Source organism: Gluconobacter cerinus (genome assembly GCF_025961355.1).
Lineage (GTDB): Bacteria > Pseudomonadota > Alphaproteobacteria > Acetobacterales > Acetobacteraceae > Gluconobacter > Gluconobacter cerinus.
Map to the genome: position 1 here is coordinate 3040538 of NZ_JAOQNM010000001.1, position 23601 is coordinate 3064138.

Genomic DNA, 23601 nt, shown 5'->3' on the forward strand with positions numbered 1-23601 from the left:
ACGTTTAAGGGATTTTGAGTCCTAATTGCTCTCCTGCGACTTTCGAAAACGTACAGGTGATTGACCCAGAAGGTGTGTGAATGCTTTTGCGAAGGCGCTGAGTGATGCGTAGCCCACCTCTGCACTCACATCGGTCACGCGCTGACCTTCGGCCAGAAGGGTCGCAGCGTGGAAAAGGCGAGCCTGCGTAATCCACGCCTGCCACGTCATTCCGGTTTCATTGAGAAAATGACGGCGGAAACTGCGCTCAGACATGCCGGCTTGATGCAATGCCTGCGTCAGGCTGGCATGGCCGGGATCGACAAGAGCACTATCCATAACGCGCACCAGCGATGGATGGGTGACGCGCGGTAGAGTGAACGTCTCAGCTGCTTTCTGCTTCATCTGTTCCTGACACAGCAGAAACAGAGCCTGAAAAAACGTTTGTTCGACAGGCATCTTCTCCGCTGATTTATCTGACCAGCGAAGCGTGTGAAACAGCATCTCCTTTATGACGGCCGTCACTGGGAAGGTTTGAATGCGTTCCAACGTTTCTGCAGAAAAATGCGCGGGATCAAAGTAGACCGAGACACCATCCAGATTACGCATCATGGTGCGATGTCGCGTTCCTGCGGGTATCCATATGGCATGGGACGCTGGCAGAAGATGCCGCCCTTCCGGCCCTTCAATCTGCGTTGTACCGCGTCTGGAGTATGTGATTTGATGCCGTGGATGCTCGTGCCAGTCATAGAACACAGCTGTTGACGGATTGCGAAACCCGAAACCAAAACCACCTGAGGTATCGATCCGGTTCTCAATCAGGATGCTCTGTGTTTGGTTGGCAGTCAGGTTCTGAATTGGCCGGTTCCCGCTATTTTATGGCCGGGCAGCGTTAGCCGGCCAGTCATCCAGTCTTTATCCTGAACCCATTCGGAAAGGAATAAAGATGTCCCGTTCTCCCGCATCCCACGAAACCCGGATTGTTGATCAATTCACACGATGGGCAAAACCGTTTGCGGAATTGCCCATCCATGCAGACGCCGAAAGCATGGCACAGACCGTTTCCGCCTGTTCTGTCACCAAAGGCATGAAGGTACTAGACGTGGCATGTGGGCCAGGCATTGTTGCTTGCGAACTCGCCCTGACAGGCGCCGACGTCACAGGAGTTGATCTTACCCCTGCCATGATCGAACAGGCCCGTCTGCGAGCACGCAAGGCCGGTGTGAGCGTGAAGTATCAGATTGGTAACGCGCAGCATCTCCCTTTTGAAGCGGATAGCTTCGATCGTGTTGTGACACGTTACAGCTTTCATCACATGCAGGAGCCGTCTGAAATCCTGGCTGAGATGGTGCGTGTATGTCGGCCGGATGGGCGGATCATTGTCATTGACGCAACGCCAACCCCTGACTGTCAGGCACACTATGACCTTGCTGAGACCCTGCGTGATCGTTCTCACACAAGCGCCCTCACTTTGCAGCAGTTACTGCGGCTGGGTACGGATGCAGGCTTGTTCCCTCTGGTAACGCAGCAGTATCGTCTCGAATCCCGCTTGCAGGATCAGGTTGCCCCCGAAGACTGGTCTGCTCTGAAAGCAATGTTCGTGGAAGATATTGCCAGCGGGCAGGATCGATTAGGCATGGGGGCATGGAATGCTGAGGACGGCATTCATTTCTACTTTCCGATCTCAATCGTAGTGTGGAGCAAAAATTGCTAGGCGAACGGGGTGGCTATCAGTTGCCCCAATCTCCGGAAAAAAACATTATGATGCCGGTACGGTCCACGCTAGAATTCGGCACTGTTTTCTGCTGCCGGATGCCTAAGAGATGTTTTTTCCGTTGTCTTTCCGAAAGTTCTCGAATTTTTCAGCAAAGACGCTGGCCTGTTCGCTGTCGTGTATCTCTGTGACATCATCATATGCCGTTGCTGGTGAAACGGCAGCCTCTCCAGTTCCCACAGCAAGTCGGGTGGCGCACCCCGTTGCCTTCAGTGATGAAGTTAAAACACGTCAGTTGTTGGTCGCGGTCGCCTTGGGTCATGCCCCAGCTGACCTTCTGATCCACAATGCAAAGGTTCTGAACGTCTACACTTTGAGTTGGGAGGATGGACAGGACATCGTCATTGCAGGGCAACGGATTGCTTGGGTAGGACCTGTTGGGGCGTGGAAAGGTCAGGCGCTTTCAACCTTTGATGCCAAGGGGCTCCCGGCTGTCCCCGGTTTCGGGGAATCCCATAAGCACATTGAGAGTTCGATGCTCTCGCCCGAGTGGGAAGCGGCCCTTGTCGTCCCACTAGGCAATACCTGGACCACGGAAGGCTCTCATGAGTTTGCGAATGTCAGTGGTACACACAACGTTGAATTCTGGCTGACGGCAGAACACCTTGGCAGTCCGCTGAAAATTTTCCCTGCCCTCGGGTCAGCCACCCCGCCTTCTGCCTTCGAGCAAGGTGGCGGAAACTATGCCTACAAGGAAATCTCTGAAAACATTCGCGATAATCCACGCGTCCAGGGGCTGGACGAAGTGATGGACTGGCCTGCCGTTTCAAACCCTTCTCATCCTGGTCACCAACGGATCTGGGAAAACATTCAGGCCACATTCGATAATCGGGGCGTCGTCGACGGGCACGGGGCAGGATTGTGGGACATGGACACGATTAATGCATTTGCCGGAGCGGGCCTCTCCAGCGACCATGAAACCCGGCTACCTGAAGAAGCATGGAACAAGTTGCAGCATGGCCTCTTCTTGCAGCTCCGTGATGACAATATTGAGCGGGCCGTCCCTTACTTTGTGCGTAAACGGCTGAAAAACTGGAATAATATTGCGCTTGTAACAGACGACAGGAATGTCGCGGATACGCTGAAGCAAGGAACTATGGATTATCACATCCGGCTTGCAATCAAGATGGGTGCGCCCATTGAGGCGTCATATGCAATGGGTAGCCTTTATCCGGCCCAGCATGGTCATATGGATCAGATTGTCGGGTCTATTACACCGGGTCGGTATGCTGACGTTGTCTTGCTATCTTCTGTACCGGACGTGAAGATCAAGTATGTTTTTGCGAATGGAAAGCTGGCGGCCCAGGATGGTAAATACTTGCTTCCAGTGCCCAAAATTACATGGCCGACATGGGCATCCGATACGATCCACATCGGTAGAAAACTGACGGCAAAAGACTTTGAAATCCTGGCACCCAAGGGAAAAACGACCCAGGTTACGGCTGCTATTCAGGCCCCGTTTTACACTGACCCCGTTCAGAAAACTGCAACGCTCTCTGTGGTGAACGGGATCGTCCAACGCGATGTCGCACATGATATCATCAAAGTTGCAACAGTAGATCGGTACATGGGCCAGGCTCGGCTGGGCAAGATGTTCTGGACGGGTAATGGCCCTAAAACGCCCGATAGTGCCATCGCTACGTCCGTCTCCCACGATCTCCACAATATTACGGTCATGGGAACCAGCGACGAGGCAATGGCGCTCGCGGTCAATCGTATCGCCGAGCTCAAAGGTGGGATCGTGATGGTCAGCCACGGTAAGGTTCTCGCCGAAATGAAGTTGGAGATCGCGGGTCTGATGACCAGTCGTCCCGTGCAGGATGCGGCTGCGAGCATGGAAAATGTCTACGCCAAAGCCGACAGCCTTGAATGGATAGGAGCGCCCGGTTATCCGCGGAGACTTCTGATTTCCATGATCACTTGCAGCCCGTTCACATGGCGCCTGGTCGTTCCATACCCGGGCAATCCGAGCGGGTTGGTTCTTCTTCAGACGGGACAAACGATGCCGACGGTCTGGTGAGGTATGAAGGCTGTTTCCCGGAGTATCTTCTGCGTTGATAAAAATGTAAGAACATCCATTCAAGTTATTGTTTTTGCATTTTTATTTCTGGTTGACTTTCCTGCGTTAGCCGATCCGGAATCCATGACGAGAGTCCTGGTCTCGCTGGATCGGCCCGACACAGCGACGGTCATGATCGATATGGATCTAACAGTTCTTATGGGTGACCCTGCCAGATATTATTTGCTGGCGACTGGGCGCGGCTCACAACATGAGGCTGAAGTCAGATCCGTTGCTCAGGAAATTACCAAGGCCTTACCGCTTTTTTCGGGTCATTCTCCCCTTCACGCCACTCTTGTGACCTACAGTTTTTCTAGCAAGAGCCGGGATGAGTATATGGATCTGGCAGCAGACAAACCTGCTCATTTCCAGTTCGTGATACCGCTTCCTGCCAATAATGGCCCGTTACAGCTGCGTATTCCGCTGGGGGCGCAGATTGATTACCCCGTCGCCTATACGGTGCAGATTCCTGGACGGAATTTTTCACAAACGCGCTGGCTCGATGCCGGGCAGCATGAGAGCGTCACCTTTGATTATAGGGGGAAGCTCCCCACGGGCCATGTCGATCAGCCTGTAAGTTTTGATCCGGATACGCTGTCATGGTGGCAACAGCTTCCGGTTTATCTGAAGTTTGGATTTAAGCATATCGTCCCGGAGGGGACAGATCATATTCTCTTTGTCTTAGGGCTTTTCTTTCTTGGAATTAGCTGGCGCAAGCTGCTGTCCCAAACAACGGTCTTCACAATTGCCCATGCCACCACATTGTTTCTCTCAACCTATGGAATTTTTGATCTTCCAAGCCGTTTTGTAGAGCCAGCAATCGCGCTGTCGATTTCGTTCATAGGTCTGGAAAATGTCTTCAGTCCAAAACTGGGACGAATACGTCTGTTGGTTGTTTTTGCTTTCGGGCTGATTCACGGCTTTGGGTTTGCCAGCAGCCTGAGTGAAGTGCCCTTCCCTCATCGTGACTTCATTGCGGCTCTCATAGGCTTCAACTTTGGCGTTGATGCGGGACAGCTATTTATCATTCTCCTCGCAACACTGGCCGTAGGCGCTTTCAGAAACCGCCCTTGGTTCAGAAGACGAATTGCGATCCCTGCGTCGCTTCTCATCGCAGCAATTGGCCTGTTCTGGGCTGTTCAACGAATTTTAGCCTATCATTTGTTAGCCTAAGGATCAGCCATTAACTGTGTTCTAGTCTTTGCGATGAAGAGACATGGGCATGGCGGATGACCAAGACCTAGCAGCACAAGAAAGCTAAACTTTCACGGTTAGATTTTGTCTGTGAATTCTGTTCATAATTCATATGCAGATACAGGCTATTATCGCACAAGATTGAGGACTGCATACTGCACATCTGATGTAACCGAGCCGAAGCGAGGCCTCATGCTCTACCTTATGAACGGTATGGTTTCTCCCGACCGGCGAACTGTAGAGATCAAAAGATGATTGAAGCAAGCAGCGATATAAATGTGGCGGTGAGTGCCGATAAGGCGTGGAGCTTGTTAGGTGGCTTCGATAATCTTCCCCTCTGGATCCCAATGATTACCAAGAGCTATCTGGAAGACGGAGGTCGCGTTCGGCGACTGACGGCCAAAGACGGGTCTGTGATTGTAGAGCGCTTGGTCAGTTTCGATCAGCGCAAACGCACTTACACTTATGCCTACATCGAGGGGCCAGACCCGGTTGAAGACTACCTCGGGAAGGTCACAGTTACATCCCTTTCCCCTGAACGCTGTTGTATAAGTTGGGGGAGCCAGTTTAGCCCGGTTGGAATAAGCAGCTCAGAAGCAGAAACGCGTTATCGCTCTGCTTATGCATCCGCCCTAAATCACGCAAAGACACTTCTGGAACAGGCGACTTAAGGTCCGTTTCCAGTAAATTTCCATAGTATTCAGGTTTTCAGGATAACTTTGATGAAAAATATTCTTCTTCTGAATGGTTCGAAAGCATTCGGCCACTCTCAGGGCCGTCTCAATGACACGCTCCATGAGGTTGCTTACGAAACTTTAAAAAGCGCCGGGTTCGATATTCGTCAGACCAAAATCGACGCAGGCTATGATGTGCAGAGCGAGGTCGAGAAGTTTCTCTGGGCCGATCTGATCATTTATCAAATGCCAGGCTGGTGGATGGGCGCGCCGTGGATCGTCAAGAAGTATGTCGATGAAGTTTTCACGGCTGGTCATGGCTCCCTGTATGCCAGCGACGGACGAAGTCGCTCCAATCCCAATCAGAAATATGGTTCAGGCGGCCTGATTCAAGGTAAGCATTATATGCTCTCCTTAACGTGGAATGCACCGGAAGAAGCTTTTGAAGATCCGGCCCAGTTCTTTGAAGGTAAAGGGGTCGATGCTGTTTACTTTCCTTTTCACAAGGCAAACCAGTTTTTGGGAATGAGTTCTCTCTCTACGTATCTGGCAACGGACGTCATCAAAGTCCCTGCCGTCGATAACGTCATACGGCGCTACCGTGAACACCTTGCAAAAGTCTTGGGATTTGTGCTTCCAGAAGCCACTCTGGATTCATGAGAGAAAACAGTTTTGCTTTGATGATGTGCCCGGTCTTATGAATTGTTCCAATTGCGCAGTTGGAGCAAAGTAGCCGAAAGTGCCAGGCCCGCACCAAGAAGGACAATTCCGGCCCAGCCGAATGTGGGCCAAACCATCATCGTCGCGGCGGAGCCAAGAGCTCCGCCAAGAAACATTGTTCCCATGAAAATGGTATTCAGGCGTGCTCGCGCTTCAGGCCGCAGGGCATAAACGACATGCTGATGCGACACGAGCGCGCCCTGAATTGCAAAATCCAGAACGATCACCCCAGCGATCAGACCTGGAAGCGAATTCCAGAGACCGAAAATGCCCCATGACAGAAGTGTCAACATGGCCCCAAGAATAATCATTTTATGGGGGCCGTGTTGATCGGCAATTTTCCCGGCAATCGGGGCCGCAAGAATGCCAACGGCTCCGACAATGCCAAACAGACCGGCAGCGCCCGCCCCTAATCCAAACTTGGGCTCTTGCAGGTGAAGGGCGAGGATCGTCCAGAAGACGCTGAAGGCTCCAAACAGGAGACTTTGAGTGACTGCTGCGAGGCGTAACTGTGGAAACTCTTTCCAAAGGCCTGCAAGGGACGCAAGTAATTGCCCATAATGCATCTTCGAGTTCGGCTTACTGGTGGGAAGAACCCACGCCAATAAGGCGCCTGTGCCCAGCGCGATCGGAGCGCCGAGCCAGAACATCTCGCGCCACCCGGCATATGTAGCAACGACACCGGCCAAGGTCCGACTTAGAAGAATGCCGCACAGGAGCCCTGCCATAACAATGCCGACAGTGTGGCCGCGTCTTTCCGGAGACGAAAGATGCGCGGCAAAAGGAACAATAAGCTGTGCAACAGTTGCGAGTGCACCAACCGCGACAGATGCCACAAGCAGGAGGGCTGCGTTGGGTGCAATTGCCGCAGCGGCAAGAGCAAGCGCGAGCAGAACAAACTGAAGAACAATCAGCCGTTTGCGCTCCAGAAGATCCCCGACAGGAACAAGAAGAAACAGTCCCGCGGCATAACCAAGTTGAGTGCCGGTTGGAATCATGTTTGTGGTCGAACCTGGCAGGTCACGCTTCATGATGCCAAGCATGGGCTGATTATAGTAGATGTTCGCAACTGCGACGCCGGCAGCTACAGCCATGCTAAGCGTCAGAAATGCGGAGAGCGTGTTAGCACTGTCAGGGCGATCAGCGTGGCTGGAGGCGGTCGTAGGAGTTTGATTGCTCATGATACTCGTTCCTTACCATGCCCCTGAGCAAAATGGCGACAGGCTCCTTAAATCATGGGATTTTGCCATATTGTGCTGAGATACCGCATACTCATAGCTCACTCGTCACGGCCTCTGTTTTCGTTTCATGAACTGATGCCCGCTAACCGTAAGGTTTCAGCTGTTTTACAGATCCAGCGTTCATCGGGATTCCATCCGGCCATTTGAGCGGCATTGAGCAAAGCCCCACCTACTGGTGGCAGACGGGGCACCAGGGGATCACCGTGATGAGCGGCTAGTGTCTCTCGAAGGATACGACTTTGAAGAGCTCCACCAGCGTAGCTCCAGGGAAGAGATGTATCTGGAAATTTACGCCTCGCAGCAGTGATGTGAGCCCCTAGAAGAGCTGCGGCTTCAACCATTATACGCTGAGCTGGAATAATGCCCTGCTCAGCCATATCTGAAACCGTTTTTGCCAGCGATGCCACTGATGCACGAGGATTTTCGAGGTGGCTGTACCATTCCATTAGCCCCGCATCATAAGAATGCGCGTTAGAAGATAACCCAAGAACGTCAGCAAACGGTTCGAGGAATGCCCAATCTTTCTGATTGCGGCCATCTAACAGCATCGCCAGTAATGACAGCGCCTGTCGGCCAATCCAGAACGCACTGCCTTCATCGCCAAACAGACTTCCCCATCCGCCAACACGGTCCTGTTCGCCTTTGCCATTGACGACCCACGCGACAGAGCCTGTTCCTGCCAGCAGAAGAACGCCGCCATGCCCGGCAAAGGCTCCGGTACAGGCAATATCCACGTCATTGGTAATATTGAAAATATGCGGGAAATTTGCTGCCACGACGTCTTTTTGTTTTCGGCCGGATGGCCGCATCTCTCCGTAACCCGCGAGCCCAAGAGAGAGCGCGTTTGTAGTTGAGGGAAGACGGGACATCAAGGATATCAGGATGGACTGCCAGTCGACTTGATCGAATGGGTTGGAGCCAGGAGCTCTTATAACAGGGCCTAGAGCGCCGTCTCGGTGGAGAACGACAAGCAATGTTTTGGTGCCCCCGCCATCTATTGCCGCGATGCTGGAACAGGTCACGGATCAATCCAATCAGACATGTCGTGCAGCCGTCGTTTGAGCGCTCATCGTGTGCTTAGGCCCTGTTGTAGAGACCGAGCGCATGCGCGGCTTCCGTGGCAATATCGTATCGAAGTTGAGAGACATTCCCGCTCCCATTCGGGTGGACCCTGTTGGTTAAGATTAAGACGTATGAATCACTGGCCGGGTCGATCCAGAGCGACGTTCCAGTGAAACCTGTGTGACCGAAGGACGTATCAGAGAAAGAGCTGCCTCTGGGCGAGGAGTAATGCGTCGCAATATCCCATCCAAAGCCACGAAGTTCTGTTTTTCCTTGTGGTTGTTGTGGGGAGATCATCTGTTGCAGAGTTTCCCGCCGGAGTGGAAATGCACTCGGCCTGCCCGCAAGCCGATCCAGCAATGCTTGTGCGTACAGGCACATGTCATGAGCATCTGAGAAGAGACCTGCGTGCCCGGCCACTCCGCCCATACGGCGCGCAGTCGGGTCGTGTACCACGCAACGAAGCATCATGCCGTGTTCATCATATTGTGTTGGAGCGATGATCATTTTGAGTGATGGATCAGGCAGATAGCCCGATCCTGTCATCCCCAAAGGGCCTAGAATTTCCTTTTGAACGTAGGCGTCCAGAGAAAGCCCGCTGACTTTCTCGACCACAAGTCCCAGCGTGATGAAGTTGATATCACTGTAAACAAATTTCTCGGCTGGGGGATTGGCCAGCGAAGAAGTCATCGCACGACGAACGGCTTCGGCTTTGCCATACCACGCATCGTCCAAAGACAGGTCCGGGGGCAAGCCAGAATAGTGGGTCAGGAGCAGGCGTATCGTGACAGGCCCTTTCCCATTCGCAGCAAAGGTAGGTAGATAACGGCTGACAGGTTCGTCCAAGCCCACTTGGCCCCGTTCGACAAGTTGCATGACAGACAACGCTGTCATGGTAGGCTTTGTCAAAGACGCCATATCAAAGCGCGTGTCCCAGGTCATCGCTTCCCGATCCGGAACCAATGCTCGGTTGCCGCAAACGTAACGATGTACAATCTGCCCCTGATGCCCGACTGCAAGAACAATCCCCGGTACCTCACCCTTCCGGACTGCTCGCTGCGCTAACGTATCTACTCGCAAGAACCTGTCGTCTGAAGATTGAGCACAAGCAGACAGACCGCCACAGACCAATGTTGCGGTGCCCGTCAGAAAAATGCGCCGACTTGTAACCGTCAGGTTACGTTTGGACGATGAAGGATTGGGACTTGTCATCCTGCTTTTATCTCCTGATGGACCACAGGGTTAGCCCCGCTCTGCTGATGTTCGGAGTTCCACGACAAAGTCATAGAGATCGGCGCGATAGCATGAGAATGTCACCTCAAGTATTCGTCCATCTGCCAAAAAAGATCTGCGTTCAATTTCAAGAATGGCACTTGGCAGCACAAGATGGAGGAGCTCCGCCTCTTGAGTGGTCGCCATTCTGGCACGAATGCGCTGAAGCGCTCTGACTGGCAACAGGCCTCGCTCTTTCAACGCCTCATAAAATGAATCTTTGACCAACTCGGGAGATGCCAGATCTCTGCGAGAAATAACGGCGGTCTCGATGGCCAGAGGTTCCCCATCTGCGGTTCTGATTCGCTTGAGGCGAAGCACGGGTGCGCCTGGGGCCATACCCATTGCCATTGCTTCGTCCGGGCTAGCTCCAGCCATGCGCTTGCCTAGCCAGATTGAGCCGGGTTCATAGCCCCTCGCCCGCATATCTTCGGAAAAGCCCATCAAAGCAGACAGCGGCTGCTGGATGCGTCGGGTGACAAAGGTTCCGGCACCCGGTCGTTGAGTTAGAAGTCCCGCATTTACCAACTGCTCTAACGATTTGCGGACCGTCACTCGTGAAACACCGGTGAACTCTGCAATTTCCCGCTCCGGCGGAACAGCATCGCCACCCTTAAGGGCTCCACTCTCAATCAATTCCCTTAATTGCTCAGCAAGTTGCAAGTAGAGAGGCTTGCGGTCTGCGGGATCAGGCGTCAGTGCAGCGAACAGCTTTTGCGAACTCATCACGTGCATGAAAATTACTCGTGTTCCTGGCGGGACATAAGAACAGCGCGCAAATTGCCTTTATGGGCAACAAGAGCACTTTTGGCTTCGTCAATTGTCAGACCGGACCGAACGAGCACGGCTCTCTTGACGTTTTGACCACTCACTGCAAGCGCATCAGCGATTTCCGCTGAGGTTCCGCCCGCTAACAAGTGCACCATCTGTGCTGCTCGTCTTTCCAGTTTTGCATTGACGACGCGCATGTCCACCATCTGCCCCCGGTAGCAATGACCCATCTGAATCATGAGCGTAGTGGACAGAAGATTTAGAGCCGCTTTTTGTGCCGTCCCTGCCTTCAAACGCGTTGACCCTGCAATAACTTCGGGACCCGTGACGATGCTGAGACCCATCTCTGCCTCCCTGAGAAGTCGACCAGCTGGATTGGAGCTTATGCCTACAGTCAGCGAGCCCATTTCTCTGGCGGCTGCAATCGCGGCACACGTGTAGGGTGTTGCACCACTTGCTGCTATCCCGAGGACAACATCATTCGGCCCTGGAGTGTGAGACAATATCTCGGCACGAGCCGTGTCCTCGCGGTCTTCCGCGCCTTCCACAGCTTCGAAAAGCGCTTTGGTCCCTCCGGCCAGCATGAGAACCAGACGCTCAGGCTTCCACCCGAACGTAGGTGTGAGTTCTACGCCGTCCTGAAGCCCGACACGCCCAGACGTACCGGCGCCCACGTAAAAAAGGCGCCCTCCTGCCTGTAACCGAGGGAGTGCTGCAGCTACGATTTTTGCAATTTGCGGGACAGACGTTTTAACAACTGCGGTTGCGGACATCTGGGCTTCCGCAAGTGCGTCCAGAATGGAGGTAGCCGGCCAAAGGTCAACGTCGACATAACGGGGGTCCTGAGATTCCGTGCCAGAAGAAGCCTTTGAAAGGTTATCGGGGTCCTTGATGGCCATGATTGTCAGTCCTTTGAAGTGTCGGGAGCAGACGGAAAGTGTTGGAGCCCGCCCCTTGTGAACATCATTGAAATAGATCCCGATATGACCATCAGGGTAATCCCTAACGGCACTAACCAGGGAAAAGCCACGTGCCAGCTATAATACTGTAATGCCCCCATCATGACGGCCATGCCTGCCAGAGAAACAGAAAATCCCGTTAACGCATCTTTCAAACGTGCTGATGGATACAGCATCCCAAACAGGAAGGTGCCTAGTGTTGGCCCATAAGACCATCCGGCGACTGTTAAGCCCAGAATGACCGCTGATTGGCAGCTTCCTGTGAACCACAGCGCAGTCAAGACAAGGGCAAGGCTGCACACCAACGTTAGGACCCGAGGTGCGAACAGCTTGCCCGGCCCTAAATTCAAGCGTGTTTGGCACGTCTGAAGGGCACGTGCAGGTAAAGGGCCAAAATCCGTTAAAACAGCACTCGCCATTGCGTTAAGTGTAGATGATAGCGAACCCATCGTCGCGCTGAGTACACCTGCCAGGAGCAATCCGCCTAATCCTGCCGGTAGCCCCGAAACAATAAAAGTCGGGAAAAGGTCGTCGGGAGAATGCAGCCCCAGAGACACGAGAGAGGTGCCTCCATTGCGTATCCAGAGCTGCACGCCGATCAGGGACAGGATACCGAATAAAAACGCGATAACAATAGCACTTCCCATTAGTGCAAAGCGCGCATCTCTCAAGCTACGTGCAGCCAGAAGGCGCTGAACCATGAGTTGGTCAGTTCCGTGAGAGGCAACTGAGAGAATAGCCCCTCCGACTAACGCGGCTAACAGCGTAAAAGGATCAGACACCAGGTTGCCCATAGTCATATGATGGAAAGGTGCCAGATGCTCTGATCTCCAGGCACTGGACCAACCTTCAGGAGAGATCTCGTTATTCAGCAGTACAACACAGATGACTGCGCCAAAAAGATAAATGCACAGCTGAATAGTATCAGACCACACGACCGCGCGAAGACCACCCATCATCGTATAAGTCAGTGTAAATGCCATAATGATGCCCATGACTAAGGCGCGGTTTATGCTGATCCCTTCATGATCAAGTATCCACATGATTGGGATAAGCCCTGCCGATAAACGGACGCCTTCCGCAAGCAGTCGCGTTATCAGGAATGCGGCTGACGCGGCTCGCTGCAATCCAGGACCGAAGCGATGGCCCAGATACTGGTAAGCACTCGTCATGCGCCCTTGTGCATACAGCGGTAAAAACCATATGGTCACGATTAAACGGCCAATAAAATATCCTGCTGCGAGCCCCAGAAATACCATACCGCTTCCATAACTTACTCCCGGAATGCTGATGAATGTCAGGGTTGAGGTCTCGGTAGCAACCAAAGACAGGCAGATCGCCCACCACGGCAGGTCATGAGCGGCTGAGAGAAAATCTCCGGATGACTTCTTTCGACGTGAAAGCGTGATCGCCAGCACAGGCAGTGCAATGAAATACGCACAGATTACAGCAATGTCGGCAAACTGCATGAATGTTTCCTCGTAAACCTCAACTGCCATAGAACCTTAATAATACCAAAAAAATACCTGATAACTCGCTCCTGCCCTTCGCCTCAGATATGGAAATTAGATCTCTGTTTGAAATTACTCATGCGATCGATGAGCGCTTGGGATAGTCCTGAACATTTCCAGAGCGCTCATTTTCTCGCGTATCTCAAAATCCAGAGGAGACCGAGACAATTCCTGCAAATCCACCTGCGACGTTGTAGGTTGGTGCGCTGGCGGCAATCGCTGTGCCATACACGCCTGTCGTCGCATGAGCGTTTGTTGCAACAGAATACGTTGAAGAGAGGTAACCCTTGTTACCAAGCCCAAGATTAACCAAATTCAGCTGAATTTGCGGGCGATGCAGGAAACCAACAGACTGAAATCTATAGCCGAAATTCATATTCAGAGTTTCATATGCTGGCATCTTCTCATCGTTCATAAATGTGGAGTATTGACTTCCAACATAGTTGAACAAAAGGCCACCAAAGGCGCTGCCATTATCATACAAAATTCCGACGGATGCTGTGAATTCTGGCGTATTAACAGCCAGTTTTCCCTTAGTTCTCAGATAGTCACCGCTGGACGCTCTCAAGTTATTATCGATCGTCGCGTGGATATACTGGCCTGAGATGTAGGGGCTGAAATGATGCCAAGGCTTCAATCCCAGTTCAATAGTTGCTCCGCGCGATGTTTGTCCACCGCCATTGATGGATGAACTCACTCGCGTTCCGCCCACAACTTCTGTCGTAGAAACCTGACGGTTTGTAAAATTGTAATTAAATAGGGCAATATTGACGTTTACAAAGCCATGATGGCGATATCCCAGCTCTTCAGAAATTGCGTATTCTGGCTTTAGATTTTGTGCATGGCCACGCGTCTGTTTGCCGGTGGCGACGCTGATAAAATCAGCGTAGCTCGGCCACCCAGCAGGTTCGGCAAAGCCCGTTGTTCCGTTAACGAAAATTTGGTCATTCGGTGTGATCTGATAACTTGCCATCACTTGAGGAAGCGGCACGGCATCGCTATTGCCGTTTCTATATGACGGTAGGCCAGGCATGATTTGAGTAAGCTGCCTCGTAATCATGCTTTCTTTGAATGAGGCAGAAAGCTTTAAGCGGTCATTCAGCGCACTATATTCATCGACAATATAGGCTGTATTGGTCTGCTGCATAAAGTTTATATTGTAACTGTGCAGCACGTCACCCGCCGCAGAAACAACCGGGTACTTTCCAGACATGCTGGCGATACTACCGTTCGCATCTGCCGCAGCATATGTTGCGGCTTCGGGCTGCGCAAAGTATGCGTACCAGTACCCGACCGTTAGAGTATTGTGACCATGTTTCCATGACAACGAGGCATTGAGCCCGGCATTGTTTTCTTTGAACGTGTCCGTAATGGAAACGGGGAAAGAGCCGTTATAGGATGGGGAAACGTTCAGGTTCCCGGCTGGAATGTTTCCGTAATAGCTGCCAGTGTTGCTCAGACTGCTACCGACGTCTCCATACCCGTCGGAATGCATGTAATAAGGGGTCAGGTGAGCAGTTAGTTGATGTCCCAAGTCAAAATGCATCGGAGCGCCGATCGTAATGGCGTTTCGGACGTTCTGCTGGAAACGGTAATAATTGGCGCTGCCTGGGATATAGTCCTTTTCCCAGTTAAAATTGGTACCATACTGCTTCCACTGAGTCAGTGTTGGGAAGCGCGGATAGAAACTGGTCGTGGTGTTGTATGAAACCAGTAGTTCCGCCCCACTATGTCCCCACTCTTTTACGGTCTTATTGTCCATATGGTAGCGGGTTGTGTAGCCTGGACCACGCCAGTCTTCTGCATGCGTGTGGGAAAAAGACGCATAGGATCGGATGCCGGTATGCCCGATTTCTCCGGTATCTATCCGAAAAAATTCACGGTCCAAGCTGTAGGACCCGCCGCTGAAGTCTGCATAGCCCCCAGCATGATCTGAAGGCGTTCGCAGAGTCTGTGTCAGTTCACCACCGACAGCATTATACAGGGGAGATGTAGGTGAAGCTGAGCCTTGCGTCAGGTCTACGCGAGCCAGGTTTTCGTTATCTACGTTCTGCGTTGTGTAAAGCTTGTAATTCGACGGGTCCGCAGCAGGAATTCCGTCCATCAGATAGCCAATTTCAGTTTGTGCCATCCCTCGAACCGTAAGGTTGATGCGTTGATCATCAAGTCCGAGTGGATCATTTCGCCCGACGGCCACACCCGGCATGCTGGCAATCATGGATGCGGTATTCTGCGTCGGCGGCTGATGCGCGATAAAGTCTCGAGTAAAGGCGCTCCGGGCCTTGGGTACAGTCTGAACAGGCATCATACCCGCTCCTGCCGAATGCCCGCTCGCTCCGTCGGGAGCATTCTTCGCCGTGACCTTTACTTCTTCAGCGTCACCCGAAGCGGAAATGGATTTTTCCTTTTTATTTTCGGATGCAGCCTGCGACGTAGATTTTGCCTCTACGGAAGCCGTGGCCCAAACGGCACACCCTACCCCCAGCATAAGAACCTTACGATAACGCATCGTTCTCTCTCCCAAGCCTCAGCCCGTCATAGGTAAACCATGAATAATACCTTTCTAATACCTATTAATTACGATTGTAAACCGATTCTGCCTTTGGCTCCTTGGTGTTGAATTTTTTTAACATATGAGGGAGTATATTCTTAGGAAAAACTCAAGAGAATAAACTTATGAGGATAATAAGATGGTTCACCAAGTAATTTGACTGAAATTTACCAGATATATCCCCTATTCCAGACATAATTTTCTGCTGACAGTGAGGCTTATTTTTGTGGAATAAATTTTTACTGATAGCGTTTCTATGCTTATGCTCTTCGAATTAATAAGAAAAGCATAAGCGTTTTTCGAACTATAAGAGACTGATGCGGCTTACTCGCAAAATACCCCTCGCGAGAGGTAACCCAACGTGATCAGTCTTCAGATTTTTCCGACGCGTTGAAACGCCCTTCAAACGCCAATTCTTTAAGACTGACCCGGCTGGAGGGCTGCTCACGTTTCCGCAGTTCCTCTGAGAGGTTCTCCCCATTCGCCTGCTTTCCAATGACCAATGCTGCATGAAGCTGATAGTCTTCCGGTAATTCCAGGCCTGCATGGGCGAGATCATGATCAAAGCCACTGATAGGATGAACAGCCCACCCTGCTTGAGATGCTTGTAACTGAACAAGGACGGAAGCCGCGCCGGCATCAAATGCGTGCGTCGTTAGAGGAGATGGCTCGCCAGTTCGACTTGAGATGGTAATCGTTCTGGATGCGACAAACACGATCGCCGATGCGTTTTCTGCCCATGAGCGGTTAAACGGGATTAACCACGATAGAAAACGGTCCCATTCTGGCGTGTTGCGCCGAGTATAAATGAAACGCCACGGCTGGCTATTATACGCTGAAGGTGCCCACCGTCCCGCATCGAGAAAGGCCAGAAGATCCCGAGGATCAATATCTACCGGACTAAAAGACCTCGGAGACCAGCGATTAAGGATGAGCGGTTCGACAGAAGAATGAGCGGTGCGCTCAGGAGCGGTCGTCATAAATATAGCCTTTTTAAAAAGAAATGCTCATGCGCCATGAACACCCAGCGCATTGAACAAGGTTGTCCGGAGAGCCTCAAAACCACCATCAGAGTGTTTTCTCGGCCGTGAAAGAGGGATTGGAAGATCGACCCGGATTTGCCCCTGTTCGAGCACAACGGCTCGATCTGCAAGTAGCAGCGCCTCATCCACATCATGTGTGACAAGAAGAACAGCGCAGCCATGTTTTTTCCAGAGGTCGGCGACCAATCGCTGCATTTTTAGGCGTGTGAGTGCGTCAAGGGCCGCAAAGGGTTCATCCAGCATGAGAAAGGCAGGTTTCCGCACAAGTGCCCTGGCCAAGGCAGCCCGCTGCGCTTCACCGCCGGAAAGGGTCGCAGGCCATGCATTGGTTCGATGTGACAGCCCCACTTCTTCCAAAACGACTTCTGCACGCCGTCTGGTACTCGCATCTTCTTGGCCTAGAACAATATTTTTCCAGACCTTTTTCCAAGGTAGCAGCCGGGATTCCTGAAAAACGACCGAGACGCGTTGTGGTCTGGTCACAATGCCCTCTGTCACGGGATCAAGTCCTGCAAGTGTTCTCAGGAGAGTGGATTTTCCTGAGCCACTATGTCCGAGCAACGCTACGAATTCGCCTGGAGCTATGGCCAGATTGAGCCGGTCCAACACGGGAGGGCCGCCGTCGAAGCGTTTTGTCAGTTGTTCGATGCTAACTGCTGCCTCTTGTGGAGCAGTTTTTAAAGCAGTCATGTCTTGCGCTTCTTTTCATTGCTGGGGCGCCAGGCCAGGAATATGGCTTCCAGAAAGCGGATAATTTGATCTGACAGCAGACCGAGGACCCCGTAGACGAGAAGTCCGACCAGAATGATATCCGTGCGCATGAAATCCTGCGCATCCATCATCATATGGCCAATCCCGCTTTCGGCATTTACCTGCTCTGCAACTACAAGCATCATCCAGGAAACCCCTACGGCGTACCGCAAGCCTGTCAGGAAATCTGGTAGCGCTCCCGGTAAAAAAATGTCCCTGATTGTCTGCCAGCGTGACAGGCCTAGTGTGGACCCCATCTCCAGAAGTTTAGGGTCAATGGAGCGAATTCCACTGTGAAGATTCAGATAGATCGGAAATATGGCGCCTAGCGCGACGAGCAGAATTTTAGGTGTTTCACCAATTCCGAACCACAGGATGAATAATGGAACCAGCGCCAGCGCAGGAAGGGTACGTAATATCTGCAGGGGCGCATCGACAATGTCCTCACCTGCTTTGGACAGGCCTGAGATAAGAGCCAGCAAGACGCCTAAGGTGAGAGCTAGTCCTAACCCACTTGCAGCCCGCAGAAGGGAGACACCAAGATTATATGGCAACGTTCCGTCACGGGTGAGCGCCCATCCTGTGACAGCTATCTGAACAGGAGATGAGACAAGTCGCGTTGACAAGAAACCTGAGGAGCACGCTGCCTGCCAGCAACAGACCAAAAAAACGGGGGACGCGTATCTCCGCAAAGACGCAAGGCTTGCAAACGACAATGGCCCTTTTGGAACTTCGGTGGCGCTTTGCGTCTCGGTCAAGACGACGGTGTCTGACATTGGCTTGCTCCACAACCGAAAGAAGCAATGATTGTTTCAACTCTGCGCGGAGATGTCAGATGAATATTCTAAATGTGAAAGTTTTACAGGACTTGACGGTCGTCACTCGACCTTTCCTGTCCGACACACTGGCGTGTGCAGCTTTTGTAACGAGATAATCCAGAAAGAAGAGCGTGTGTTGTCCGGGATATTTTCAGCCCTCGGTTTCCGTGTCCCGTCAAAGATGTTGTAATCTCAGCCAGACTGAGATCGGAGACCCCCCATGGGTGACAAGCTATTTTTAGAGCACTGCCTCCCAGAGGGCATGGACGAGGTTCTCAAAAAGCTCATTCCATTGTTCGAAGAGCGGGCTGCGCGGTATGACCGGAGTGGCAACATTTCCCTCGAGAACCTTCAGGATCTTCAAGATGCAGGTTTTTTATCGCTCGCTCTCCCCAGAAGCGCAGGCGGCCAAGATATTTCACTGAGCGCGATAGTCAGGATTGTCGGACAGATCGCTCAGGGAGACCCTTCAACCGCGCTTATTCTGGCAATGCAGTATCTTCAAACCGCAGCTTTTGCTCATTCGTCCGAGTGGTCGGAAGAAGTCAAACAGGAGTTGTTCGAGAGCGTCCTTCAGGAGGGGGCGCTCATCAATGCTCTACGTGTTGAGCCGGAGTTAGGAACGCCTGCCAGAGGCGGTTTGCCAGCTACGACTGTCAGTCAGCGCGGACAAGCCTGGTGCATCAGCGGCCGCAAAATCTTCTCAACAGGATCGACTGCCCTGCAATGGGGAATTGTCTGGGCCAAAACGGACGAGACTGCCCCCAAGGTTGGTCCTGTCTTGGTTCCGCTGGACCTTCGAGGTGTCCGCATTGAGAAAAGCTGGCACCAGATGGGTATGCGCGCGACCGGAAGCCATACGATTATCTTTGATAATGTAGAAATTCCAGAGCGATACCTTGGTCTGCTCTCAGCGTCTGCGTCAAATGAGGGGCGCCCGAATGTAGCCATTGCCAGTTGGCATGCCATTCTTATTGCTTCGCTGTATAATGGTATTGCTGTGGCGGCCCGTAATTGGCTGATTAACTTCCTGCACCAGCGCGTCCCGTCCAATCTAGGGGCGTCTCTAGCGACTTTGCCACGGTTCGAGGCTCTTCTTGGCGAAATCGACGCACTGCTCCTTTCTAATGCCGGCCTCATCGACCAAGCCCTTCATCTCCAAGAGCAAGGTATGGAAATCACCATACTGGCGGGTCTAACCAAGCACTCGGTCACTGAAAACGCCATCCTTGCCGTGGGCAAGGGGGTGGCAGCCATTGGAAATCCTGGTCTGAGCCAAGATAATCCTTTGGAGCGCCACTATCGGAATGTCCTGTGTGGGCGAATTCATACGCCTCAGGGAGATAGCGCTCTTCTGGCGGCTGGCCGCGAAGCACTGAAAAAACAAAACTAGGCTCGTTGGGACCGTTTGGGTCAGTCAAAAAGGTCAGGCTCAAGGGCCACAATCCAGTCCCACAGGGGCTGAAACGAGTAATAGGCACCTTCTGCGCTCCCCACCTGCCCGGCAGTCAGTCGTGCAATGTCTGGTGCGATGAGTTTTAGAGGGCCAGCAGCCTGTGCCAGAAGCTGTGTGTGTGCAGCGTTATCCATGGCTAAAAACCACCAGGCTACGGCTTCCACGGTAGGTCCTGCGGTCAGAAGGCCGTGGTTTTGCAGTATGAGGGCTTTTTTACTGCCCAGAGTTCGCGCAAGGCGATCGCCTTCCTTGTCATCCAGCACAACCCCGCTGAAGGGATTGAAGATTGCATGATCTTCATAAAACGAGCAGGCATCCTGAGTGATCGGAAGAAGCTCGGTTCCTAAGGCTGAAAAGGCCTTCCCGTATGTCGAATGGGTGTGGGCGGCCGCAATGATGTCCGGTCTGGCACGATGAAGCGCAGAATGAATAGTGAATCCAGCCGTGTTGATAGGTCGCTGTCCAATCAGGATATTGCCGTCGTGGTCTACCAATTGAAGATCCGAAACCCGGATTTGCGAAAAATGGACAGCGAGGGGGTTGATCCAGTATCGATCAGGAAATTCCGGATCTCGCGCGGTAACATGGCCAGCCAGGCCTTGATCAAATCCATATCGACTGAATAATCGAAATGTTGCGGCCAACCGCTGTTTTCGATGAAGACGTTCTTCTTCAAAAGTTTGTGCGGGCATCCGAGGCTGCAAATGGAAAGTTTTTTTCCTGAAGCCATTTTCAGCGCTTCTAATATTTTGTGATTTGGTAGTCATAATCATTTTCCAACACTGAAATAATTTCGTTTATTTTCTTGAAATTTTCATCCCTTCTTCACCTTTGAGGTGATCTTCTTTTTCAATCAAGGCATGCACTCGGGGTAAAAGATCCCGGCCATATTCATAAGCATCTATGATTGGATCAAAACCCCGGATCAAGAATGTCGAGATTCCCAAGCGATAGTAATCAAGAAGCGCATCAGCAACCTGATCTGGCGTTCCGACAAGAGAGGTTGAATTTCCTTTTGCCCCTGTCAGAGCGGCGAGGCCGGTCCAGAGGCGTTTATCCAGCCGCACCCCTTGCTCAGCGGCGGCTAATAGTCGACGGGACCCCTCATTTGGAATGCATGTGGCCCGGGTGTAACCCGTCTCGTTCTGAAGAGACCGGGCTTTGGCAAGAATATAGTCCGCTTTGGCCCAAGCCTTCTCTTCTGTATCTGCCAGGATGGGACGCAACGACAGCGAGAAACGAATGGTCCGTCCAGCCTTATCCGCAATAGCGCGTACCCGAGCGATGGTTTCCCGTACTTGCTCGTACGTTTCTCCCCAAAGTGCATAGACATCTGCCTGCTTTCCGGCGACAGCGATGGCTTCGTCTGAAGAACCGCCAAAATAGATTGGGATGGTGTGACCCTGATAAGGCAATACGCGTGATTGACCGGCATTCACGCGATAAAATTGGCCCTGATAATCAAAGGGGGAATGACTGCTCCATTCCTGCCGTAGGATTTCTATATATTCGTTCGTCCGGGCGTAGCGCTCAGCTTTGGTCGTGTGGTCTCCGTCAGCCTGGAGTTCAATATCGCTTCCACCCGTGATGATATGCACGGCAGCACGTCCACCGCTGATGTGATCAAGAGTTGCAAACTGTCGGGCTGCAAGCGTGGGAGCTGTGAAGCCAGGACGATGCGCGACCATGAGTCCAAGACGTTCTGTCGTGGCTGCAATGTGCTGTGAAAGCAGAATGCTGTCAGGAGAATTTGAATGGAAGGCTACCAGAACCCTGTCAAAGCCAGCAGCTTCATGGGTTTTTGCCGCAGCTTCAACATGAGCAAGATCAATGATGGGGCCATGAGCCGGAATGATCTCTGAATGATTGCGACTGCCAACAAAGCCGATGAAGTCCACAGGCACGGCACAGCCTCCTTAAAAAACGATATTATATTGTTGTATTGACAATATACACTTTTTTGTACGTCATGACTCAAGTGAAAAATATAAATACAACTACATAATATAGTTTTATGTCTTGTTCGCCTTGGAGTGTTGCTATGTCCACCCCTTCTCTGCCCCAGCGCATGGCACGCAATGTTCCGACTGAGCTTTTGCGTTCTTTTGTCGCAATTGTTGAAGCTGGTTCCATGGCTCAGGCGACCGAAACCATTTTTCTGACTCAGTCAGCTTTAAGCCTTCAGATGAAGCGTTTGGAAGACGTGCTTCAACAAAAGCTGTTCAGACGTGATGGACGAAAGCTGGTTCTGACGCCTGCGGGTGAAGAATTGGTGGCATATGCCAGGCAGCTTCTCACTCTCAATGACCGCATCATGCATAAACTTGGGCATGTTTCTGATCCTGAGCCGATAACCGTTGGGATGGTGCAGGACTTTGCCGACACGCTCCTGCCGGATGTATTGGCGCGTTTTCGACTGGAACATCCCCGGTGCCGTCTGACAATCCGCGTAGGCGGCTCAGTGGAACTGCTGGAGATGTTTGACCGTTCCCGGCTGGATATTGTCCTGTGCCTTGGCCAACATGGCGATCGACCCAACTCAAGCTGGCGTATTGTCGGGCATGATAAAATGGTTTGGATAGGAGATCCTAGCACTTTGGATCAGCCTGAAATTCCTCTGGTTTTGTTAGAGCCGCCATGCCGCTTCAGGGATGCCGCGCTTGGGACCCTAGCGAAGGCCCGCCGTGATTATCGCATCGTTCTCGAAACGCCACACCTTCCTGCCATGCGTGCCGGTGTCCGGAGCGGCTTGGGTGCCAGTTGCCGAACGCGTCGCTTTGCTGCTGCGGAGGGGCTTTCTACTCTTCCTGCCGGGTTACTCCCTGAAGTTCCAGAAATCGAGACCATATTGATTCAGAGAAACGGCCTGCCCGATGCGGCTCAAGATCTGGCGGAGCTACTTGTGCAGGCAGCTTCTGACCAATGAGCAAAGCCGAAGGGCCACAGACAGCGGGCTTTTTGGTGCGTCGTGAAGCCCTTACCAATTTCTTCGGCAGATATGCCGTCCTGAACCCTAAAGCTAGTAAAGGTAGTTTTTATGTCACTTAACCCTGCCGCCGCGTTGTTTCCCGAGCACAGTTCTTCCCAGGTTAGTCAGGAAGAGTTTCGCGAGGCAATGAGCCTACTTGGAGCACCAGTCGTTCTGGTCACGACAGACGGCCCGGGTGGACGCCAAGGACTTACAGTTTCAGCTATTAGTAGCGTCAGCGATACCCCACCAACAGTGCTTGTCTGCCTGAATCGCAGCAATCGATCGCATCAGTCTTTTTTGCAGAACGGTATCGTAGGAATTAGTGTGTTGTCGCCAAATCATAGCGACCTGGCACGCGTATTTGCGAGCCGGTCTCTTGATGCTCAAGAGAAATTTTCTCACGGAACATGGGAAATTGGTGAAACTGGTGCTGCGCTTTTGTCAGGCGCTCTTGTAACGCTTGATTGTGTGATACGAACGATACACAGCGCCGGAACACATGATGTGCTCTTTTGCGAAGTTCAGTCCATATATAACAACCCTGAAGCCGAACATGGCCTCACGTGGTTTTCCCGTGGTTTTCATCACCTGCCCATTAAAAAGCAGTAAGAGCTAGGAAGGTCATTTCTAACGCGCTCCCGTACTTGCTACACGCGCATCTCACGGGGATGCGTTGGATAAATTTCTAAATATAATATTAATTATTAACAGATTAGTTTTCTAAAACGTGTCTCTTCGATTGTTCAATGGCGTGGTAAAATTCAAGAAAAAATTTTTCGATAATATGCCTAATAAC

Annotated in this window: 21 protein-coding genes; 8 read left to right on the forward strand and 13 right to left on the reverse strand. The window is 52.0% G+C overall.

What is annotated here, in order from left to right:
* Positions 1 to 21: 21 nt before the first annotated feature.
* Positions 22 to 837, reverse strand: coding sequence for an AraC family transcriptional regulator (locus M2305_RS14115; protein WP_338085680.1), 816 nt, complete (start codon positions 835 to 837; stop codon positions 22 to 24).
* An 88-nt stretch (positions 838 to 925) separates the two neighbouring features.
* On the opposite strand from M2305_RS14115, the gene M2305_RS14125 reads away from it, so the two are divergent.
* The 5 genes from M2305_RS14125 (at position 926) to M2305_RS14145 (ending at position 6340) form a co-directional block, all read left to right on the forward strand.
* Entirely contained in the window at positions 926 to 1693 is a 768-nt protein-coding gene (locus M2305_RS14125; protein ID WP_264649736.1) for a class I SAM-dependent methyltransferase, read from the forward strand.
* Between the two features lie 121 nt (positions 1694 to 1814).
* A complete protein-coding gene (locus M2305_RS14130; protein ID WP_264649737.1) occupies positions 1815 to 3773 on the forward strand; it encodes an adenine deaminase in 1959 nt (652 codons plus the stop codon).
* A 123-nt stretch (positions 3774 to 3896) separates the two neighbouring features.
* Positions 3897 to 4985 (forward strand): HupE/UreJ family protein, encoded by a 1089-nt coding sequence (locus M2305_RS14135; protein ID WP_264649738.1) that lies wholly within the window; start codon positions 3897 to 3899, stop codon positions 4983 to 4985.
* Between the two features lie 272 nt (positions 4986 to 5257).
* On the forward strand, positions 5258 to 5677 hold the full coding sequence (locus M2305_RS14140; RefSeq protein WP_264649739.1) for an SRPBCC family protein: 420 nt from the start codon (positions 5258 to 5260) through the stop codon (positions 5675 to 5677).
* A 51-nt stretch (positions 5678 to 5728) separates the two neighbouring features.
* Positions 5729 to 6340: an NAD(P)H-dependent oxidoreductase gene (locus tag M2305_RS14145; protein WP_264649740.1), complete on the forward strand. Its 612-nt coding sequence runs from the start codon at positions 5729 to 5731 to the stop codon at positions 6338 to 6340.
* Positions 6341 to 6375: 35 nt separating this feature from the next.
* Here the strand turns inward: M2305_RS14145 and M2305_RS14150 are convergent, their stop codons facing one another.
* From M2305_RS14150 to M2305_RS14195, 10 genes are all read right to left on the reverse strand, one after another.
* Positions 6376 to 7581 (reverse strand): MFS transporter, encoded by a 1206-nt coding sequence (locus M2305_RS14150; RefSeq protein ID WP_264649741.1) that lies wholly within the window; start codon positions 7579 to 7581, stop codon positions 6376 to 6378.
* A 125-nt stretch (positions 7582 to 7706) separates the two neighbouring features.
* Complete coding sequence (locus tag M2305_RS14155) at positions 7707 to 8663, reverse strand: N-acetylglucosamine kinase (RefSeq protein WP_264649742.1); 957 nt, start codon at positions 8661 to 8663, stop codon at positions 7707 to 7709.
* A gap of 55 nt (positions 8664 to 8718) precedes the next feature.
* The gene (locus M2305_RS14160) at positions 8719 to 9915 is read right to left on the reverse strand and encodes a serine hydrolase domain-containing protein (RefSeq protein ID WP_264649743.1); all 1197 of its coding nucleotides are present in this window, start codon (positions 9913 to 9915) and stop codon (positions 8719 to 8721) included.
* 30 nt (positions 9916 to 9945) lie between these two features.
* Entirely contained in the window at positions 9946 to 10710 is a 765-nt protein-coding gene (locus M2305_RS14165) for a GntR family transcriptional regulator (protein WP_264649744.1), read from the reverse strand.
* Between the two features lie 5 nt (positions 10711 to 10715).
* The gene (locus tag M2305_RS14170; RefSeq protein WP_264649745.1) at positions 10716 to 11645 is read right to left on the reverse strand and encodes an N-acetylmuramic acid 6-phosphate etherase; all 930 of its coding nucleotides are present in this window, start codon (positions 11643 to 11645) and stop codon (positions 10716 to 10718) included.
* Between the two features lie 5 nt (positions 11646 to 11650).
* Positions 11651 to 13174 carry a sodium:solute symporter gene (locus M2305_RS14175; RefSeq protein WP_264649746.1) on the reverse strand — a complete coding sequence of 508 codons (1524 nt, stop codon included), beginning with the start codon at positions 13172 to 13174 and terminating at the stop codon, positions 11651 to 11653.
* A 184-nt stretch (positions 13175 to 13358) separates the two neighbouring features.
* Positions 13359 to 15725, reverse strand: a complete 2367-nt coding sequence (locus M2305_RS14180) for a TonB-dependent receptor (RefSeq protein ID WP_264649747.1) — start codon at positions 15723 to 15725, stop codon at positions 13359 to 13361.
* Positions 15726 to 16132: 407 nt separating this feature from the next.
* Positions 16133 to 16747: a nitroreductase family protein gene (locus M2305_RS14185; RefSeq protein WP_264649748.1), complete on the reverse strand. Its 615-nt coding sequence runs from the start codon at positions 16745 to 16747 to the stop codon at positions 16133 to 16135.
* Positions 16748 to 16774: 27 nt separating this feature from the next.
* Positions 16775 to 17500 carry an ABC transporter ATP-binding protein gene (locus M2305_RS14190; protein WP_264649749.1) on the reverse strand — a complete coding sequence of 242 codons (726 nt, stop codon included), beginning with the start codon at positions 17498 to 17500 and terminating at the stop codon, positions 16775 to 16777.
* On the reverse strand, positions 17497 to 18336 hold the full coding sequence (locus tag M2305_RS14195; RefSeq protein WP_264649750.1) for an ABC transporter permease: 840 nt from the start codon (positions 18334 to 18336) through the stop codon (positions 17497 to 17499). The genes M2305_RS14190 and M2305_RS14195 overlap by 4 nt, the downstream gene beginning before the upstream one ends.
* A gap of 262 nt (positions 18337 to 18598) precedes the next feature.
* Here M2305_RS14195 and M2305_RS14200 point away from each other — a divergent pair, with 262 nt between their 5' ends.
* Positions 18599 to 19771, forward strand: coding sequence for an acyl-CoA dehydrogenase family protein (locus M2305_RS14200; RefSeq protein ID WP_264649751.1), 1173 nt, complete (start codon positions 18599 to 18601; stop codon positions 19769 to 19771).
* A 20-nt stretch (positions 19772 to 19791) separates the two neighbouring features.
* Here the strand turns inward: M2305_RS14200 and M2305_RS14205 are convergent, their stop codons facing one another.
* Entirely contained in the window at positions 19792 to 20607 is an 816-nt protein-coding gene (locus tag M2305_RS14205) for a class II aldolase/adducin family protein (protein WP_338085674.1), read from the reverse strand.
* A 24-nt stretch (positions 20608 to 20631) separates the two neighbouring features.
* The gene (locus M2305_RS14210) at positions 20632 to 21738 is read right to left on the reverse strand and encodes an LLM class flavin-dependent oxidoreductase (protein WP_264649753.1); all 1107 of its coding nucleotides are present in this window, start codon (positions 21736 to 21738) and stop codon (positions 20632 to 20634) included.
* Between the two features lie 137 nt (positions 21739 to 21875).
* On the opposite strand from M2305_RS14210, the gene M2305_RS14215 reads away from it, so the two are divergent.
* Both M2305_RS14215 and M2305_RS14220 read left to right on the forward strand, forming a co-directional pair.
* Positions 21876 to 22760 carry a LysR substrate-binding domain-containing protein gene (locus tag M2305_RS14215; RefSeq protein WP_052750087.1) on the forward strand — a complete coding sequence of 295 codons (885 nt, stop codon included), beginning with the start codon at positions 21876 to 21878 and terminating at the stop codon, positions 22758 to 22760.
* Between the two features lie 111 nt (positions 22761 to 22871).
* Entirely contained in the window at positions 22872 to 23414 is a 543-nt protein-coding gene (locus M2305_RS14220) for a flavin reductase (protein WP_264649754.1), read from the forward strand.
* Positions 23415 to 23601 lie beyond the last annotated feature (187 nt).